The 17,038-nt window shown below is 70.9% G+C and carries 13 protein-coding genes and 2 tRNA genes; 6 read left to right on the top strand and 9 right to left on the bottom strand.

The window, feature by feature from the left end:
- The first annotated feature begins 464 nt into the window (after window positions 1–464).
- Entirely contained in the window at window positions 465–1,142 is a 678-nt protein-coding gene (locus AB0J74_RS14665) for a hypothetical protein (RefSeq protein ID WP_363448231.1), read from the top strand.
- A gap of 244 nt (window positions 1,143–1,386) precedes the next feature.
- Here AB0J74_RS14665 and AB0J74_RS14660 read toward each other — a convergent pair whose 3' ends face one another.
- The 3 genes from AB0J74_RS14660 to AB0J74_RS14650 form a co-directional block, all read right to left on the bottom strand.
- Window positions 1,387–2,091: an excalibur calcium-binding domain-containing protein gene (locus AB0J74_RS14660; protein ID WP_363448230.1), complete on the bottom strand. Its 705-nt coding sequence runs from the start codon at window positions 2,089–2,091 to the stop codon at window positions 1,387–1,389.
- A gap of 282 nt (window positions 2,092–2,373) precedes the next feature.
- Window positions 2,374–3,027, bottom strand: coding sequence for a hypothetical protein (locus AB0J74_RS14655; protein WP_363448229.1), 654 nt, complete (start codon window positions 3,025–3,027; stop codon window positions 2,374–2,376).
- A 364-nt stretch (window positions 3,028–3,391) separates the two neighbouring features.
- Window positions 3,392–3,465: transfer RNA gene (locus tag AB0J74_RS14650), tRNA-Ile, on the bottom strand.
- A gap of 98 nt (window positions 3,466–3,563) precedes the next feature.
- Here AB0J74_RS14650 and AB0J74_RS14645 point away from each other — a divergent pair.
- The gene (locus AB0J74_RS14645) at window positions 3,564–3,935 is read left to right on the top strand and encodes a hypothetical protein (RefSeq protein WP_363448228.1); all 372 of its coding nucleotides are present in this window, start codon (window positions 3,564–3,566) and stop codon (window positions 3,933–3,935) included.
- A 362-nt stretch (window positions 3,936–4,297) separates the two neighbouring features.
- Here the strand turns inward: AB0J74_RS14645 and AB0J74_RS14640 are convergent.
- The 3 genes from AB0J74_RS14640 to AB0J74_RS14630 all read right to left on the bottom strand — a co-directional run bounded on the left by AB0J74_RS14640 (window position 4,298) and on the right by AB0J74_RS14630 (window position 8,426).
- Window positions 4,298–4,371: transfer RNA gene (locus AB0J74_RS14640), tRNA-Leu, on the bottom strand.
- A 297-nt stretch (window positions 4,372–4,668) separates the two neighbouring features.
- Window positions 4,669–7,800: a DUF87 domain-containing protein gene (locus AB0J74_RS14635; protein WP_363448227.1), complete on the bottom strand. Its 3,132-nt coding sequence runs from the start codon at window positions 7,798–7,800 to the stop codon at window positions 4,669–4,671.
- A 5-nt stretch (window positions 7,801–7,805) separates the two neighbouring features.
- The gene (locus AB0J74_RS14630) at window positions 7,806–8,426 is read right to left on the bottom strand and encodes a hypothetical protein (protein WP_363448226.1); all 621 of its coding nucleotides are present in this window, start codon (window positions 8,424–8,426) and stop codon (window positions 7,806–7,808) included.
- A gap of 225 nt (window positions 8,427–8,651) precedes the next feature.
- Between AB0J74_RS14630 and AB0J74_RS14625 the strand changes: the two genes are divergently transcribed.
- Window positions 8,652–11,891, top strand: a complete 3,240-nt coding sequence (locus AB0J74_RS14625) for a hypothetical protein (protein ID WP_363448225.1) — start codon at window positions 8,652–8,654, stop codon at window positions 11,889–11,891.
- 5 nt (window positions 11,892–11,896) lie between these two features.
- Here the strand turns inward: AB0J74_RS14625 and AB0J74_RS14620 are convergent, their stop codons facing one another.
- Window positions 11,897–12,640 (bottom strand): SDR family oxidoreductase, encoded by a 744-nt coding sequence (locus AB0J74_RS14620; RefSeq protein ID WP_363448224.1) that lies wholly within the window; start codon window positions 12,638–12,640, stop codon window positions 11,897–11,899.
- A 279-nt stretch (window positions 12,641–12,919) separates the two neighbouring features.
- Between AB0J74_RS14620 and AB0J74_RS14615 the strand changes: the two genes are divergently transcribed.
- Complete coding sequence (locus tag AB0J74_RS14615) at window positions 12,920–13,537, top strand: dihydrofolate reductase family protein (protein WP_363448223.1); 618 nt, start codon at window positions 12,920–12,922, stop codon at window positions 13,535–13,537.
- On the opposite strand, the gene AB0J74_RS14610 is transcribed toward AB0J74_RS14615, so the two are convergent.
- Together AB0J74_RS14610 and AB0J74_RS14605 are read right to left on the bottom strand one after the other, a co-directional pair.
- The gene (locus AB0J74_RS14610; RefSeq protein WP_363448222.1) at window positions 13,510–14,364 is read right to left on the bottom strand and encodes an NAD-dependent protein deacetylase; all 855 of its coding nucleotides are present in this window, start codon (window positions 14,362–14,364) and stop codon (window positions 13,510–13,512) included. The genes AB0J74_RS14615 and AB0J74_RS14610 overlap by 28 nt on opposite strands.
- Window positions 14,365–14,383: 19 nt before the next feature.
- Entirely contained in the window at window positions 14,384–15,052 is a 669-nt protein-coding gene (locus tag AB0J74_RS14605; protein ID WP_363448221.1) for a VOC family protein, read from the bottom strand.
- A 111-nt stretch (window positions 15,053–15,163) separates the two neighbouring features.
- Here AB0J74_RS14605 and AB0J74_RS14600 point away from each other — a divergent pair, with 111 nt between their 5' ends.
- Both AB0J74_RS14600 and AB0J74_RS14595 read left to right on the top strand, forming a co-directional pair.
- On the top strand, window positions 15,164–16,138 hold the full coding sequence (locus AB0J74_RS14600) for an ATP-binding cassette domain-containing protein (protein ID WP_363448220.1): 975 nt from the start codon (window positions 15,164–15,166) through the stop codon (window positions 16,136–16,138).
- A 2-nt stretch (window positions 16,139–16,140) separates the two neighbouring features.
- A complete protein-coding gene (locus tag AB0J74_RS14595; protein WP_363448377.1) occupies window positions 16,141–16,938 on the top strand; it encodes an ABC transporter permease in 798 nt (265 codons plus the stop codon).
- Window positions 16,939–17,038: the final 100 nt, after the last annotated feature.

Raw genomic sequence — 17,038 nt, 5'->3', positions numbered from 1 at the left:
GTGGACCCAATGTGGCACAATCCGAACCGCATTCCCGCAGCTCAGGGCCAGTTTGTGACCGTCGCGCCGGTGCGAAACCGGCGATCCTAGGGCGATCATGGCGAAGGCTCGAACCCTCGGCGGACCGCGCCAAGCATGGGGAAACGGGATTCGATCAACGCTGATCTGACGATCGTGACGGCGTCGTGGCGGTTGCCTAGGACGACGTGCGAGCCGACCACGATCTCCGACCGCGGTGACCGACGCGATCTTCGACGAGGTTGCCACCTTTCGTTTGGACGCGGCGGGAATTGTTCCGTGTGCGCTGTGCTACCGCCCGAGACCGCCCGAGAGATGGGGCTATGCGTGGACACGCGACGCGTCGGTTCGTCTCAGCCGGAGGAGAAACACCCAGCGTGACGAGATTCGCGGCTTACGTGACGGAACCTCCGGCAATTGTGCCCACGCGGCGTGACAACTGTCTAATGAGCTCTGTCGGTAATACCCCTAATGATCAACAGGAGCAGTTCGTGGACCTTGAAAGCAAACGTCAGCTACGCACGATCTTGGCGAAATGGATCTACGACAAGACCGGCGGCAACGAGTACCACATCGCGGAGACAGACGAGTTCAAGGTCCCGGACGGTTGGTCTGGTTCGATACCGACCGAAGACGACGTGGCCGCCGCAATCAAGTGGCTTGAGGGCGAGCATCTCGTCAGGCCGCATTGGACGATGGGCGGGCTGCCGTCGGTCCAGATCACGCACTACGGGGTCACCGAGATGGAAGAGGCCATCAGCGATCCGAAGACTAGGACCGAGCATTTCGTCCCACTGGTCAACATCACCAACATCCACGGATCGGTGTACGGGTCGCAGATCCAGCAGGGCAGCCCGGGCGCGACGCAGACCGGCACGTTCACGTTCGACCAGCGCAACGACGTCGAGGCGTTCATCGCAGCCGCGCGGCAGCTTCTCGACCACGTCAGCGCCGACGTGCGCACGCGGACCGAGGCCGACCTCGATGCGATGGACCGCGAACTTAAAGACGGCAACCCTCGAGCCGGCATTCTCCAGGCGTTGGGTCGCGAGGTCCGGGCGGCGTTGATAGCCGCCGCAGGATCGACGGCGGTCCAGACGCTGTCCGCGATCCAGTGGCCGTAGGCGCAACGGGATTGCATCCACAGAGCGCAGAGAACGGGCCGGCACCCGATGGGGATGCAGGCCCGTCTCTACAGATCGTTCTCGCTAGATCGCGTCCCACCGCAACACGATCCGCACGTACCGGTGCGCCGACCATTCGTATCCACACGGACCGATGGGCGAACCCAAAGCCGCAGCTAACGACGTTCGTAGCGCGACCGCGCCACAGGCAGGAGGGTCCCTCCGCGCCAAACATCTAGACGGCCTATGAGGCCGCCCAGACGAGTGGGACACCACCCGAGGACGTGTACTCGACGGCCTTGAGCTTTGTCTTCGGCGGCACCTCGAACGTAAGCCATCCGCGTCTACACGAGCCAGCACGCATGAGGTTGAGGGAACTCAGAGTGTCGGTGAGGTTCGGCGAGCGGGCACCGACTTGTACGTTCCAAAAGCTGAACGCAGTGTCGTCGGAGGCGACCAAGGTGAAGTCCGAATAGTCGAAGGTGTAACCGTCGCTGTCGACGGTCCCGTTCGAGCAGACCTTGATATCGGCCACGGCGAACTGCATGCCCGCGGTGCGGATCGCCGTCGCGGTCTCATCTTGCGCGGTGACGGGGAATCTGACCGCGTATACGGTGGCGTCGCCGAGGGCAGTCGTCTGCTTCTGGCCGAGTTCGGGCAGCGTGGGCGCGGTCGCTGGGATAGGCATCGCTTGAGCGGTCGCTACGGCGCACGCGATGCCGTCGCCGTCTAGGTCGAGCCCTTCCCGATACCCGGGCTCACCCTTCCGGATAGTTGGCGTGCCTGCCCGTTCGGCGTCGCCGCACGACGCGTAGAAGACGGACGTTGGGGAGGCGGGCGCAGTGGTCGGCGCGCGCTGCGCGGTGCCCTCGCCATCGCTCCCGCAGCCGCCAATGTTGAGGGCTAGGGCGGCGAGTAGGGCCGCGCAGCCGGAAGCGCGAGGGTTCATACATGATCCCTTCTGAAGGATGTCCTGCCTTTCCTTGGGGCAACGAGTGAATTCGACCCGAGGTGGCTTCACCAACGGGCTAGCTTGCGCGCGTACCGCCCTGCCTAGCGCCGTGCCGGAGTGTGCCCTCTCCGTCCCGGCACCGCCCGCGTTCGGCAACACGCTAGACCGCGCAGGCGCTGCCGTCGCGGTCTAGCTCGCGGACTCTCTCGCCAAGCGTTGTTGCCGTGTGGAACTCTCGGCCGATCCGGGGCGCGGAGTGCTTGGAACGCAACGCCCGAGCTAGCTCACCATGATTCGGTGTGATGACTTATCGAATGCAGTGTCTGCTGGAAACAGGACGGCCAACGGCTTGGCGTCGGCGGGTGCTGTCCAAATCTTGATCACTCGTGCCGTCGAGCCCGGATTGAATGGACTGCCCGGCGCGTCCTCATCCTCTAGAAGGTTGCTCGCGATGTACGCATCTTCGTCGTAGCTTGAGGCGAACTGACCTTTGTCCGTATCGATGTTTCCGAAGTCTTCGGTTCCACTAGCGGGCGTGTTGCCCACGTTCTTGAGCGTTGCATCCATTCGGCAGAATGCCTGGCCGCTAGGCGCTTTTGCATCGATACGCTCCGGCGGCACGTTGTCCGAAGACCAGTTTCCGCTCGTGTACGCAGGGTTGTCCGCCGCGTTCTTGAGGACTCGAATTCCACATTGGACCTTAGTGACCTCGACTTGCCAGTCCACTGGGGACGTATCATCGCTGAAGGTCTCCCGGTAGGGGAACGATTGGCCGATCTGGTGAGGGATGAGAGAAGGCGCGACAGACTCGGTTATGCCGATGTCACCAGATGCTGCGGCTTCGCCCTGAGGCGGGCGCCCACCCGAAGAGCACCCGACCACCAAAGACAGGACAGCGAGCGTCACAGCGCTAATCTTCGCAATGCGTAGCACACCGGACAGCGTACCGTCTCGTTGCGCGGTGTTTAGCTATGCGGATTGGCAGTAGTTGCAAACGAACGATTGAAGGCGCATGTAGCCGAACAGGTCCTCGCTGCTCGCCTCTTAATTGGCCACATCAGGTGCGAGCGAGGCTCACGCTGCTTCTACCCGGGAGGCACACGGCGGCGGAAGCCGAGCTCGCCCAGGCGTCCGCTGTCGGCGTCCATGGATAGCGGCAACCACGCCCGGACTCGCTCCGCAGGCATCAGCTCGGACCGCAGTGCCTCTCGGTTCGCACACCGCCACATCCGGGTCGACGATAGTGTGCCGTGCGAACCGCGAAGCCGCAGCTCAGGAGCGAGATCAAGTCATTCGGTGGGGCCGGCGGGGCTCGAACCCGCGACCGAGGGATTATGAGTCCCCTGCTCTAACCGGCTGAGCTACGGCCCCGTGCCGGCGGGGCCGGCGCCGGGATCGTATCGTGCGGGCGCTGCTCGCGACCACCGCAGGCGTGTCCGACCCGCCGGACGGGGGTGCACACTAGGGCCGTGGTTGATCACGAAAAGGCGCCCGATCCCAAGGTGGGTGCGGCTTTGCGGTTCCTGACCGAGATCGTCGCCTGGGTGGCGGCGCCGTGGGCGCTCTGGGGGTGGTCGCCCTGGGCGGCCATCGCGTCGTTGGTGGTGTTGATCGGGCTTCCCACCGTGTTCGCGACCCCCGGCGACAAGGCCAACGTGATTGTTCCCGTGCCGGGAGTCGGCACGATCCTGCTCACGCTCCTGCAGTTCGTCGTCGCCGTGGTCGCCGCCGCCGTTGCCTGGCCGGCCTGGCTGGCCGTCGTAGTCGCCCTGCTGGTCGTGGCGGCCACGGTCACCCAGATCCCCCGGTGGCGTTGGCTCTGGGGCGCCCGACTCGCGTAAGCCCGGCAGCGCGCCGGGAGTCGCCGGGCTGCGAGGGGGCCGCAAGGCCGCCGGGCTACGAGGGGGCCGCAAAGCCCTGCACGCCGCGGACCGCAAGGACGCCCGGCGCCGTGGACCGCACGGGCGCCGCGGACCGCAAGGACGCCCGGCGCCGCGGACCGCAAGGCCGCCGGCCGCAGCGGACAGCAAGGCCGCCAGCGGCCGCTGGCCGCAACGCCGCACGGGCCGCCGAGGGCCCGCCAAGGCCCGCCGGACCAGCCAGGAACGCACCTCAGGCCCCCCGCTGCGGGCCGTCCGGCCAGCCGGGACGCGTCGCATGGATCACGAACATGACGCCTCCTTTCTGTGGCTGGGCAGGCGTGTGCCCGGGACAGGAGTCGAACCTGCAACCCACCGGGTCTGGGCCGGCGGCCTCTTCCAATTGGGCTACCCGGGCGTGCGGAATCGGCTCGGCCCATAAAGGAAATGGGCGAGCGGAAATAGCGAAGAAAAAGAGCAAAGAAAAGCCGCCCGTCCCGGACCGGGAGGGCGGCATAAGCGCTGGTCAGCGCCTAGTGGAGCCACCTGCCCCGGGCGGATTCGACGACGGTCGCGCACAGGAGTCGTCCATTGTCAGTCTTGCTGGCGTAGAACTGCATGGTCTCCCTGTCTTTCGCTCGTCGTTGGCTGCGGCGTACACAAATAAAGGTAGATCCAACACGGTGTCAAGGCAATGGCTTTTCGGCGGGACGATTTATTCGCCGTGGGCGCGGGCCAGGACCTCTTCGGTGGTGAGCGGGCTCTTCGGGTGGTGGCTCAGGCACAGCGGCGCCTGGAGTTTGACGAACTCGGCGCCCTCGACCGCGGCGTAGAACTGGCCCGTGCGCAGGCGCGCCACGTCGGCGATGTCGCTGCCCTTGGCCCGCGCCATCTCCCGCGCGGCCGCGATCTGGGCCGGGCTGTTGAGCAGGCCGAACAGTTGCGTCGCGGCGTTGCCCGGGATCCGGTTGTGCAGGCCCTTCGGCGCCTGGGTGGCGAAGACCAGGCCGAGTCCGTACTTCCGGGCCTGCGACGCCAGCGCCAGCGTGCTCTGCGTGCACGCGGTCATCGCCCCGGACGGGGCCAGGGTCTGCGCCTCGTCCATCACGAACAGGCCGCCGAGCGGGCGGTCGCCGGCGGGATGGCGCTTGATCCAGGCGAACAGCGCGAGTTGGAGTTGGTTGACGAAGCTCTGCCGCTGCTCGTCGTCGGGCAGGCCGACGAAGCTGATCACCGAGATGCGGGCCCGGTGGCCAGGCGCGGGGCGCAGCAGCTCACCCGGGTCGAGCGGGGCGCCGTCGCCGCCGAAGAGCGGGTCGGCGATCATCGTCGCGCGCAGCAGTTGGCCGATCTCGTTGGCGATCCGCGGTGCGTTGTCGAGCTGGCTGGCGGTATCCGGCAACCGGGACAGGTAGTCGACGAACTGCCGCAGGTCGCTGCGCCCCAGCCGGGCGTAGGACGTGAGGGCCTCGCGCAGCACCGCGTTGCCGATGCGGGCCTTCGCGGTCGCGCCGTCGACCCTGGCCCGCGGCGCGAGGGACGCCACCGCGGCGTCGACGCCGGCGGCGAACGCGTCCGGGTCGTCGGCGATGGCCCCGAAGTCGGGCAGCGGCTGGAAGCTCAGGGGCCGGCCCGCCGACCGTCGCGGTGTCCACACCACGACGTCGGTGCCGCGCAGGTATTCGTCGGCCCGCGCGGCCTCGGCGTCGTCCCACTGCGCGGGCCGCTCGGGCCACGGGTCACCGAGCCGCGCCAGGTCGTTGTTGGGGTCGAGCACGATCGACGACACGCCGCGCAGCGCGCACTCCTCGACGAGCCGCCGGATCAGCACCGTCTTGCCGGACCCCGACCCGGCGAAGATCGCCATGTGCCGGCGCAAGGCCTCGAGCCCGACGCCGACCGGGTGGCCGTCGCGCGAACCGAGCGGGACATCGAGATCACCAAGGGGTACGCCGCCCGCCGGCGCGACCGGTCGGAGAGGCCGGACCGGGGCGAGCGACTCGACCGGCGCGACCGCCGGTTCCGGCGAAACCGGACGGTCGCCCGACAGTGCCTCGCGCAGGAAGCCGATGCCGTCGGCCGGCCGGCGGGCCACGAACCAGGGCCGCAGCGTCTCGTAGCCGCGCTCCTTGAGCAGCTCCCGCAACGCCGCCAGGATCGCGATGTCGCTTTCCGGGAACGCGAGGGTACGCCCGCCGGCCAGGGTGAACGTCTCGATCACCTCGGTGGTCCGGGCCCCGCCCGACCACGGCAGGTTGCGCAACACGAAGAGCTTGCGCTTGTCGACACCCTCGGTCAGGCCGGCCGCGGTGCTGGCGTTGCGGATCCGGTTGAGCGCCGCGGTGTGGTGCCGGGCACCGATCGCCCGGAACGCCCAGTGCTCCTCGTCTTCGGTCCGCTCGTCGAGGCTGTGCCGCAGCCGCGCGTGCAGGGCCGGCTTGGCGCCCGGCTGCGGATCGAGGCCGTAGAGCCCCTCGCGCGCGCCGATCCACGCGGTCAGCCCGGCTTCGAGCAGGCCCGGCACGACCGCGTCCTCGGTCGCACCGTCGAGCGCCGGCGCCGGGTCGGCAGCCGCCCGCAGCGCCTCGAACCGGGCGTCGATCGCCGAGAGCTCGCCGGCCGAGGTCTCCTCGACAACCTCGGGACCGGGCCCGACGGCGCCGGTGTGCACCAGCCGGTGCAGTTCGCGCACCTCGCCGTCGCGCAGGCAGGCCCGCACGTGTGAGTCGATCGCCCGCAGCAGCTCGCGCGGGGTGAACTGGACCGCCTCGGCGAACGCCGGCGGCCGGACCGGCCAGGTCGGGTAGGGCGGCGTGAAGCCCTGGTCGGCGAACGGCGTCACGAACCGCCGGGCGATCAGCTCGCGGCCCAGCTCGGCGGTCGGGATCTGCTTGAGCTGCACGGCCTCGCGGAACCGGTCCTGCACGGTGTCGGTGGCCTGGGTCTTGACCAGCTCCCAGGAGAGGTCGAGGCAGGCGACGACCGACAGGGTGCGCCGGGTGGTCTCGCGCAGCGACATCAGGCCGCCGGCGATCTGCTCCAGCAGCAGCGCCTCGCGCCACTCGAGCCGGGCCTGGCTCGCCAGCGACTTGGCCGCCTGGTTGATGAGCAGGTCGATCTGGTCGACGGCGATCACGGTCGGGCCGGTCAACGCGAGCAGCCGGGAGATGTCGCGCACGATCTCCTGGGCCGAGCGGCGCGCCCGGCGCATCCCCCAGGCGGCCCGCTGGCCCGGCTCGAGCTCGTCGTTGGAACACAGGTATTCGTAGCCGACGTCCTGGTCGCCCAGCTTCTCGGCGGCCTGCAGCACCAGGGCCCGCGCGGTGTCCTGGCACTCGATGCCGACCTGCCGGTTGTGCTTGCGCAGCAGGTCGACGAACGCGTCCAGCACCGGCCGGGACAGCTCGGCCTCGCCGATCACCGCGCGGCGCAGCGCCCGCGGCGCGTTGACCAGGTCGGCCAGCCGGCGCAGGAACGTCTTGAGCTGGCTCTCCTGGTCGGCGGTCTCCCGGTTGAGCCCGTCGAGGATCGACAGCGCCGTGCTGCGCCAGAACGCGCTCGCCTCCAGCAGGCTGACCAGGAAGAAATAACCGCCGCCGGCCTGCACGTGCTGGCGCACCGAGCCGAGCAGATGGGTCTTGCCGCTCCCCCGCTGCCCGAGCACGGCGACACCGACCGGGCTGGAGTCGGCACTGTGATCGGCCTCGTCGAAGCTGTCGAGGATCACCTGGAGCGCCTGGCGGTGCAGCTCCTCGACGTGAAACGGCGGCTGCCGCCACACGTCGTCAGGCGTCGGCGCCCAGTTGAACCGGAGCGCCTTGAGTGCCCGCCGCTCGACCTCGTCCATGCGCTTCAGACGCCGATGGCGATCAGGTGCCGGTCCTGGTTGCCGATGCTGACGGCGGCCTCGCGCTGCGCGTCGGAGAGCGTCTTCTGGTTGGACTCCGGGATGATCCGCACGTCGGGCGCGCTGCTCAGCGCGACCAGCGCGGCGTCGACCTCGGGCCGGGTCGCGCCGGCCAGTCGCGGGCGCAGCGCCGCGAGCGACACCATCTCGCCGGGCGTCATCGCGATCTCGGCGTACGCCTTGCGAATGCGCACGTCGATCTCGGCGTCATCGTCCTCCGCGGCCGCGAACAGGTCGGACGCCGCGAGGTCGGACCGGTCGAGGTAGCCCCGCAGCCGGCCCAGCACCGTGTAGAGGGCCGCGCCGCCGGCGCCGGCGCCCTTCGGCGGGTCGGCGCCCAACTGGGCGATCGCCTCGGCCCAACCGGCCTCGGTCAGGTCGAGGCTGATCCCGCGCCCTGCCTTGCGCGCGGTGATCCAACCGCGCTGCACCAGCCGGTCCCGGTATTCCTTCTTGAGGTCGAGGCCCCGATCGGCGATCCGCGCGTTGGGCAACTCGCGTGCCTCGGCCATGAGGATGATCAGCAGGCACTGCATGGCGAAGGTGACCGGCTTCTCGTCGGGCATGCCGATGCTCCTCAGGGGTCGCCGGGAAAGGGGCCTGCAGTCGCCGATTCTGCCGAGCCGCCGGCGAGGGTGGCAAGGTGCGCGGGTGGTTTTCCGATATCCGACAGCACTGTCGAATATGGATCTCCATTCGGCCTGCCCATCACGCATCACCCGGACAACCGTTCGGACGAGATGCGGGACCGATATTGCCTAGGAAACCGCGCGCGGGCACGATTGCGATCCATGAGCGCCGCGCCGACCAGCCTCGCGGCGGAGACCGAACGCGGCACCCACTTCCGGGGCCGCGGCGCCGCCCTGCGGACCATCGGCGAGTGGCTCGACCGCGCGGCGCCCGACCGCCGCCCGCTGGTGGTGACCGGAGCGCCCGGCGCCGGAAAGTCCGCCGTCCTCGGCCAGGTCGGCGGCGACCCGGTCACGCTGGTCAGCGCCCGGGGCAAGGACGCGCTGGAGATCGCGACCGAGATCGCCCGGGCGGCCGGTGCCGCGGACCCGCGCGTTCCGGGCGACCTGCTCCGGCACCTGCGCGAGCGACTCGCCGCCGGCCGGTTCGACCTGGTGGTCGACGCGGTCGACGAGGCGGTCACCCCCGCCGAGGCCCGCGAGCTGATCGCCGAGGTGATCCTGCCGCTGGCGGGGCACGGCGTGCGGGTGGTGGTCGGCACCCGGCCCGCCGACGAGCAGGGCGACCTGGTCGCCGCTCTCGGTGGCGAGGTGGTCGACCTCGACTCCCCCGACTATTTCAACGAACTCGACCTGGCCGGCCACGCCCTGGCCACGCTGTGGCAGGCGGGCGAAGAACGCGCCGGCAACCCCTACGGCGACCTGGCCGTCGCCGGCCCGGTCGCCCGCCGGATCGCGGCGCTGGCCAAGGGCAACTTCCTGGTCGCCGGCCTGGTCGCGCGCGGGCACGGGCTCAACGACGGCGTGCCGGTCGAGCCGGGCGCGGTCGCCTTCGGCGCGACGGTGGCCCACGCGCTCGACACCTACCTGCCGGGCATCTCGCCGGCCGGCGCCGCCTCGGCCCGGTTGGCGCTGACCGCGCTGGCGTTCGCCGAGCCTCCGGGGCTGCCGCTGCCGGTCTGGCGGGTGGCGGTGGAGGCGCTCGGCGGCCGGGTGACCGACGACGACCTGGCCGCCTTCGCCCGCGCCCCGGCCGCCGCCTTCCTGGTGGAGACCACGCCGGCCGGCTACCGCCTGTGTCACCAGGCGCTGGGCGACGCGCTGCTGGCCACCCGGGCGACGGTCGCCGCCCGGGCCGACGACGAGCGCGACCTGCTGTACGCCTGGATCCGGCACGGGCACGCGACCGGGTGGGCGGTGGTGCCCGACTACCTGCGCCGGTCGCTGGCCCGCCACGCGGCCCGCGCGGGACTGGTCGACACGCTGCTCAACGACGACGCCTACGTGCTCAACGCCGATCTCGCCCGGCTGCTGGTCGCGGCCGAGGCGGCCGACACCCCTGAGGGCCGGGCCCGGGTGCGGCTGCTGCAACGCACGCCGCTGGCCGCCGACGCGCCGCCGGCCGAGCGGGCTGCCCTGTTCTCGGTCGTCGACCGGATCGACCGCCTGGGCAGCGGGATGCGGGCCGACGACGCCGCCTACCGGGCACGCTGGGCGCACACGCCGCCACGGCTGGAGCGCACCGTTCTCGAAGGACATTCCGACGCGGTGTACGACGTCTGCTCCGTACCCCTGGATGGCCGCGATTTCCTGGCCTCCGCCGGCGAGGACGGCACCGTGCGGATCTGGGACCCGCTGACCGGCCGGGTCGAACGGGTGCTCGACGGCCACACCGACTGTGTCCGCGGGATGTGGGCGATCGAGGCCGACGAGGGCACGCTGCTGGCTACGGCCGGGCACGACGGCGCGATCATCGTCTGGAACGCCGGCACGGGGGCGCACCTGCGTACCCTGTCGGGACATTCCGGTTGGGTGCGCAACCTGTGCGCGGTGCCGGTGCCCGGCGGCCCGACGCTGCTGGCCAGCGCGGGCGACGACCGCACGGTGCGGCTGTGGAATCCCGTCGACGGGACGCTCGTGCACACCCTGACCGGCTTCGGCGGCTGGGTCACGGCCGTCACCCACCTGCCGGTCGGCCCGCACGGCCTGCTCGCGTCGACCGGTTTCGAAGGCGTGATCGCGCTCTGGGACCCGGTGACCGGCGAGCACCTGAACGCGGTCGTGGCACACGACGGCTGGGCGACCACACTGTGCGCGGTGCGGGTCGGCGGCGGGGTGGCGCTGGCGTCCGCCGGCTACGACGGGGTGGTCCGGCTGTGGAACCCGTTGACCGGCGGGCTGCTCGGTGCGATCGACCCGCAGGCCGGGCCGCTCACTGACCTGTGCACGGTCGAGGTCGACGGCACCGTGCTGCTGGCCGCGACCGACGAGTCCGGGGTGCTGCGCCTGTGGGAGGCACGCAGCGGGGAGCCCCGACCGAGCCTGCACGGCGACGTGAGCTGGATCCGGGCGTTGTGCGCACTGCGGGTACGCGACCGCGACCTGCTCGCCACGGCCGGCGACGACGGCACCGTGCGGCTCTGGGATCCGGTCACCCGGCAGGCCGAGTCGGTGTTCGACGGTGGTCGGCTCGGCCCGGTGGTCAGCGTCCGCGGGGTGCCCTGGCGCGACGGCAGCGCGGTCGTGTCCGGTGGCGCCGACGGCACGCTGCGGTTCTGGGACCCGGCGACCGGCACGGAACTGGTCGGCCTGCTGGTCCGCGAGGGGCCGGTGAGCGCGGTCTGCGCGGTGCCGGACGCGACCGTGCCGCTGGTGGTGGCCGCCGGCGACGACAATGTCGTGCGGGTGTTCGACCTCCGCGACGGCTCCCGCGGCCCGGAGTTCGCCGACCACCACGAGCGGGTCAACGCGGTGTGCGCGGTCGACGGTGGCAGCCGGATGCTGCTGGCCTCCGCCGCCGACGACGCGACCGTGCGGCTGTGGAATCCGCACGACGGCAGCCCGCGCGGCGTGCTGCTCGGCCACCGCAACTGGGTGACCGCGCTGACCACCGCGATCGTCGGCGACCGGCAGGTGCTGGCCTCGGCCGACAAGGACGGCACGGTGCGGCTCTGGGACCAGGACGGCAGCACGCTCTGGCAGCAACTGGCGCACACCGACGCGGTCAACGCGCTGTGCACGGTCAACGCCGACGGCTGGGAGCTGCTGGTCTCCGGCAGCGCCGACCGCACCGTCCGGCTCTGGCAGCCCGGCGACGGGCGGCCCGGGCACGTGCTGAGCGGGCACACCGCGGCGGTGACCGGGGTGTGCGCGCTGCCGGCAGGCGGCGGCCGCGAGCTGGTCGTCTCCGCGAGCCTGGACCGCACGGTGCGGCTCTGGGATCCGGTCACCGGCTCGTGCGTGCGCACGATCCCGGTGCACCACCGGGCGCTGGCCTGTGCGGCCGTCGCGGGGACGCTGGTGCTCGGCCTCGACCGCGGGCTACTGGCCCTGACCTTCTGAGACGCTCACCGGGGTCGCAGGCGTCCGTCGAGGAAGTCTTCGAAGGTGACCGTGCCCTCGGCGTGGTGGGGCGCCAGGTTGGCGCCGGCCCGGAAGCCGCCGAAGATCCGGCCCGGCAGGCCGACCCCGACGATCTTGCGGCGGCGGCCGGTCGCGGTCAGGTAGGACTGTGCCAGCGAGTTCGCCGAGCGGACCTCCGGACCGCCGATGTCGGGCACCCGCTCGCGCGGGCCGGCCGCGACGTGTTCGATCAGCCGGTCCGCGACGTCGTGCACGTCGATCGGCTGGAAGTCGCATGCGGGCGCGACCAGCAAGGGCAGCCGGCGCTGCGTGGCGAACAGCCGGAACACCAGGCTGTGGAACTGCGTGGCGCGCTGGATGGTGAACGGCAGGCCGGAGGTCTGGATCAGCCGCTCGCACTCCATCTTCGCCAGGTAGTAACGCAGCGGGATCCGGTCGACCCCGACGACCGAGGTGAAGACCAGGTGCGGGCCGCCGGGCTCGGTCGCCGCGATCAGCCGGGAGCACGCCTCGGCGTCGCCGCGGGGTGCGGTGGCCAGGTGCAGGATCGTGTCGACGCCGGCGACCGCGGCCGGGATGCCCTCGCCGGTGCGCAGGTCGCCGCGGACCGAGTGGCCGGGCTGGGCGCGCCGGCTGAGCACCACCACGTCGTGGCCGGCGTCGCGGAGCTTGGCGACCACGACCCGGCCGAGGTTGCCGGTGCCGCCGGTCACCAGAACGTCGCCCATGACCCGGATTGTCCCTCAAAACGCCGGACCGGACCGGCGGTACGCCGATGCCGCCGGCTGTCAGCCGGTCCCACCGCCTTATGGTCCCGGTCACGGGACGTTCATCGCGGCCGCCCGGCCGGTCGCCACAGTGGACCGCCCGGAGAGACTGTCTGGGTGCACCATCCGCGGCCCGGCGACATCGGGTACGGCTGGTATCCCGATGCCGACTACGACGGCGTGGTCTGCGAATAGGGTCGAAGAGCGCGACATCCGCACCGCTGGAGAGGCAAACCTGGCATGGAGCTCACGCTGACCACGTTCCTGTCGGTCGACGGGGTGATGCAGGGGCCGGGCGGCCCGACCGAGGACACCACCGGCGGCTTTGCCCGGGGTGGTTGGTTGGTCCCGTACGCCGACGACGACCTCAACGCGTTCATGGTCGAGGTCTTCGACCGGGCGGAGGCGTTCCTGCTGGGGCGCCGGACCTACGAGATCTTCTCGGCCTACTGGCCGCAGGTGACCGATCCCGACGATCCGATCGCCGGCCGGCTCAACGCGCTGCCGAAGTATGTGGCGTCGCGCTCGCTGGCCGCCGTCACGTGGGAGCCGGCCACGCTGCTCGCCGACGATGTCGCCGACGCGGTCGCCGCGCTCAAGGAGCGCGCGGGTGGTGAGCTCCAGGTGCACGGCAGCGGCGAGTTGGCCCGGTATCTGATGTCGCACGACCTCATCGACGAATACCGACTGCTGGTCTTCCCGGTGGTGGTCGGCGACGGGATGCGGCTCTTCGACGCGATGGGCCTGCCCACCGGGCTGGAACTGGTGCACCACCGGGTCACCGGCACCGGCGTCTTGATCAACGTCTACCGGCCGACCGGCCGCGCCACCTACGGCACGTTCGAACTGCCGGACTGAGCCAGCGAGAGCGCCGCCGCGAGGTCGGGCAGCACGGTGCCCAGCGGTGCGTCTACCTTGAGAGCGGCGTACGCGTCGCCGCGGGTGGGCCCCTGGTTGACGATCGCGACCGGCACGCCCAGCTTGGCCGCGCGCAGCACGAACCGGCGCCCCGACATCACCGTCAACGAGGAGCCGAGCACCAGCAGCAGCCGGGCTCCCCCGACGGCCGCGAAGCACAGGTCGACCCGCTCGGCCGGCACCGTCTCGCCGAAGAAGACCACGTCGGGCTTGAGCATGCCGACCTGGCAGCGCCCGCAGTCGACGGCGCGGAACACGGCGACCGAGGCGTCGTCGAGGTCGACGTCACCGTCGGGGTTGACGGCCGCGGCGAGTGCGCCGAACGACGGGTTGGCAGCGTGCAGGCGGCGGTCGAGCGCGGTGCGCGCGGTGGTCTGGCCGCAGTCGAGGCAGATCACCCGGTCGATGCTGCCGTGTAACTCGACCACGTCGCGGGCGCCGGCGGCCTGGTGCAGCCCGTCGACGTTCTGGGTCAGGATGGCCGAGACGAGCCCGGCCCGCTGCAGGTCGGCGACGGCGCGGTGACCGGGGTTCGGCGCGGCCCGGCCGATCACCTGCCAGCCGACGTGGCTGCGGGCCCAGTAGCGCTGCCGGGCCGCGGCGTCGCGGGTGAACGTCTGGTAGGTCATCGGCGCGAACTTCCGCGCCGCCCCGGTCGGGCCGCGGTAGTCGGGAATGCCGGATTCGGTGGACAGGCCGGCGCCGCTCAGCACGGCGACGCCACCCTCGGCCACCAGGTCGATCAGCGCGGACAACGGGTCAGGCACCCGTCCATGATGCCTGCGCTCAGCGCGGTTTGAACGCGCAGAACTCGTTGCCCTCGGGATCGGCCATGATCCACCAGGAAATGTGGTCGTCGGGCTCGCGCAGGATCCGGGCGCCGGAGGCGACCAGGTCGCCCGGGTCCTCGCCGGTGAGGTCGACGTCCCAGTGCACCCGGTTCTTCGCCGTCTTGCGCTCGGGCACCGTGCCGAACACCCAGTGGTCCCACGGGAAGCCGGCGGCGCCGGCCACCGACACGTCGTTGTCGCCGGTCTCGACCCAGCCGCCGGTGACCGCCGCCCACCACGCCGCCTGTGCGGCCGGGTTGGCCGAGTCGACCACGAGTTCGTAGACCTCGGTCGCCGCCGGCGTGTGGTCGGGCCGGGGCGCGAACGCGCAGAACTCGTTGCCGTCGGGGTCGGCCAGCACCCACCAGCTGATCTCGTCGTCGGGCTCGCGGAGCAGCACGGCGCCGGCCGCGACCAGCGGTGCCGGGTCGGCGGTGGGCAGCCGCAGGTCGAGGTGGACGCGGTTCTTTCCGCTGCGGGGCTCGGGCACCGGGTCGATCCAGATCGTCTGGTCACCCGGCATGACGTGGTCGACCCGGGCCGACTTGTCGCCCAGGTCGACGAACTCGCCGCCCAGGGCGGCCGACCAGAACCGGCCCAGGGTCAGCGCCTCGGTCGCATCCATACAGACATCTTTGAACGCCGCGATTGCCACGGCGGCCATTCTGCCTGGCTGCCGCCCGATCTCCCGCATTGAATAGGTGATATGCCGCAATCGTCCGGCTACGGTGGGCAGATGGCGAACGCGATCGTCGCCGAGCGGCTAGGCAAGACGTACGGGTCGGTGACCGCGGTCGCCGACCTGGACCTCGCCGTGCCCGAGCGCACCGTGTTCGGGCTGCTCGGCCCCAACGGCGCCGGCAAGACCACGACCGTCCGGATGCTGACCACCCTGATCACGCCGACCTCCGGGAAGTGCGAGGTGGGCGGCATCGACGTGGGTGCCCACCCCGACCGGGTGCGCCGGATCATCGGTGTCTCCGGGCAGTACGCGGCCGTCGACGACTATCTGACCGGCTACGAGAACCTGGAGATGGTCGGCCGCCTCTACCACCTGGGCAAGCGCCGGTCCCGGCAGCGCGCACACGAGTTGCTGGAGCAGTTCGACCTCGCGGACGCGGCGAACCGGCCGACGAAGACCTACTCCGGCGGCATGCGGCGGCGGCTCGACCTGGCCGGGGCGCTGGTCGTACACCCTCCGGTGATCTTCCTGGACGAACCGACCACGGGACTCGACCCGCGCAGCCGGCTCGGCATGTGGGGCGTGATCAGCGACCTGGTCAAGGCCGGCTCCACCCTGCTGCTGACCACGCAGTACCTGGAGGAGGCCGACCGGCTCTGCGACGACATCGTGGTGATGGACCACGGCCGTGCCATCGCCCGCGGCACGGCCGGGCAGCTCAAGGCGCAGATCGGCGGCGAGCGGCTGGCGGTCACGGTCGGCGACCCGAGCGAGGTCGCCACGGGCGCCGACGTGCTGCGCTCGGTCGGCATCGGCGAGCCCGAGGTGGACCACGAGGCGCGCGAGATCACCGTGCCCATCGACCGCGGCACGGCCGCGCTGGTCGAGGCGGTGCGCAAGCTCGACGCCGCCGAGATCACCCCGGTCAACCTGGAGATCCGCAAGCCGACCCTCGACGACGTGTTCCTCACGCTGACCGGCCAGCCACCCGAAGATCAGCAAAGCGTGGACCAAGGGGGTACGGCGTGACCATGCTGACCGAAGCGGCCAGCGACGGCTGGGTCGTCACCAAACGCAACCTGCTGAAGATCAAGCGGATCCCGGACCTGGTCATCTTCTCGACCATCCAGCCGATCATGTTCGTGCTGCTGTTCGCGTACGTGTTCGGCGGCGCGATCGCCACGCCGGGGGTGAGCTACCGCGAGTTCCTGATGCCGGGCATCTTCGTGCAGACGGTCGCGTTCGGCGCGGGTATCACCGCGATCGGCCTGGCCGACGACCTGCAGAAGGGGATCGTCGACCGGTTCCGCTCCCTGCCGATGTCACGCGGCGCGGTGCTCTTCGGCCGCACCACCTCAGACCTGCTCAACAACGTCTTCGTGGTGATCGTCATGTCGGTCACCGGCGTGATCATCGGATGGCGGATCCACGACGGCTTCCTGCGCGCGGTCGCCGCGTACGCCATCCTGCTCCTCTTCGGTTATGCGATGAGCTGGATCTCAGCGGTGATCGGGCTGTCGGTGAAGTCGGTCGAGGTGGCGCAGAGCGCGGGCTTCATCTGGATGTTCCCGCTGACGTTCCTGTCGAACGCGTTCGTGCCGACGTCGTCGCTGCCCGCGGTGCTGAAACCGGTCGCCGAGTGGAACCCGATCTCGTCGGTCGTGCTCGCCCTTCGGGTGTTGTGGGGCAACACGCCCGGGGGTGCGGCGAACGGCACCGGTTTCCCGGCGCACCATCCGATCTGGCTGTCCCTGGGGTGGTGCGTGTTGATCCTGGCCATCTTCATGCCGCTGGCGATCGCGCGGTATCGGCGCGCCGCCAGCCGATGAGCGAGCCGTCCGACGATCGTGCTCGGCGCGCGCCGTGGTCGCTATCGGGCTGCCGCCAGGCGGCATCCGGGCCCGTCGCGGGCCGCGATGATCGGCAGGG

Origin of the sequence: Asanoa sp. NPDC049573, assembly GCF_040676615.1 — a bacterium.
GTDB lineage: Bacteria > Actinomycetota > Actinomycetes > Mycobacteriales > Micromonosporaceae > Asanoa.
Note: the sequence above shows the minus strand (reverse complement) of the source record. Positions and strands in the feature narration are given on the sequence as shown.

Coding starts and splice junctions, on each gene's coding strand:
- AB0J74_RS14620 (WP_363448224.1), bottom strand. CDS start 12,640: ATGGGCGACGTTCTGGTGACCGGCGGCACCGGCAACCTCGGCCGGGTC.
- AB0J74_RS14615 (WP_363448223.1), top strand. CDS start 12,920: ATGGAGCTCACGCTGACCACGTTCCTGTCGGTCGACGGGGTGATGCAG.
- AB0J74_RS14630 (WP_363448226.1), bottom strand. CDS start 8,426: ATGCCCGACGAGAAGCCGGTCACCTTCGCCATGCAGTGCCTGCTGATC.
- AB0J74_RS14665 (WP_363448231.1), top strand. CDS start 465: ATGAGCTCTGTCGGTAATACCCCTAATGATCAACAGGAGCAGTTCGTG.
- AB0J74_RS14605 (WP_363448221.1), bottom strand. CDS start 15,052: ATGGATGCGACCGAGGCGCTGACCCTGGGCCGGTTCTGGTCGGCCGCC.
- AB0J74_RS14635 (WP_363448227.1), bottom strand. CDS start 7,800: ATGGACGAGGTCGAGCGGCGGGCACTCAAGGCGCTCCGGTTCAACTGG.
- AB0J74_RS14660 (WP_363448230.1), bottom strand. CDS start 2,091: ATGAACCCTCGCGCTTCCGGCTGCGCGGCCCTACTCGCCGCCCTAGCC.
- AB0J74_RS14595 (WP_363448377.1), top strand. CDS start 16,141: ATGCTGACCGAAGCGGCCAGCGACGGCTGGGTCGTCACCAAACGCAAC.
- AB0J74_RS14600 (WP_363448220.1), top strand. CDS start 15,164: ATGGCGAACGCGATCGTCGCCGAGCGGCTAGGCAAGACGTACGGGTCG.
- AB0J74_RS14625 (WP_363448225.1), top strand. CDS start 8,652: ATGAGCGCCGCGCCGACCAGCCTCGCGGCGGAGACCGAACGCGGCACC.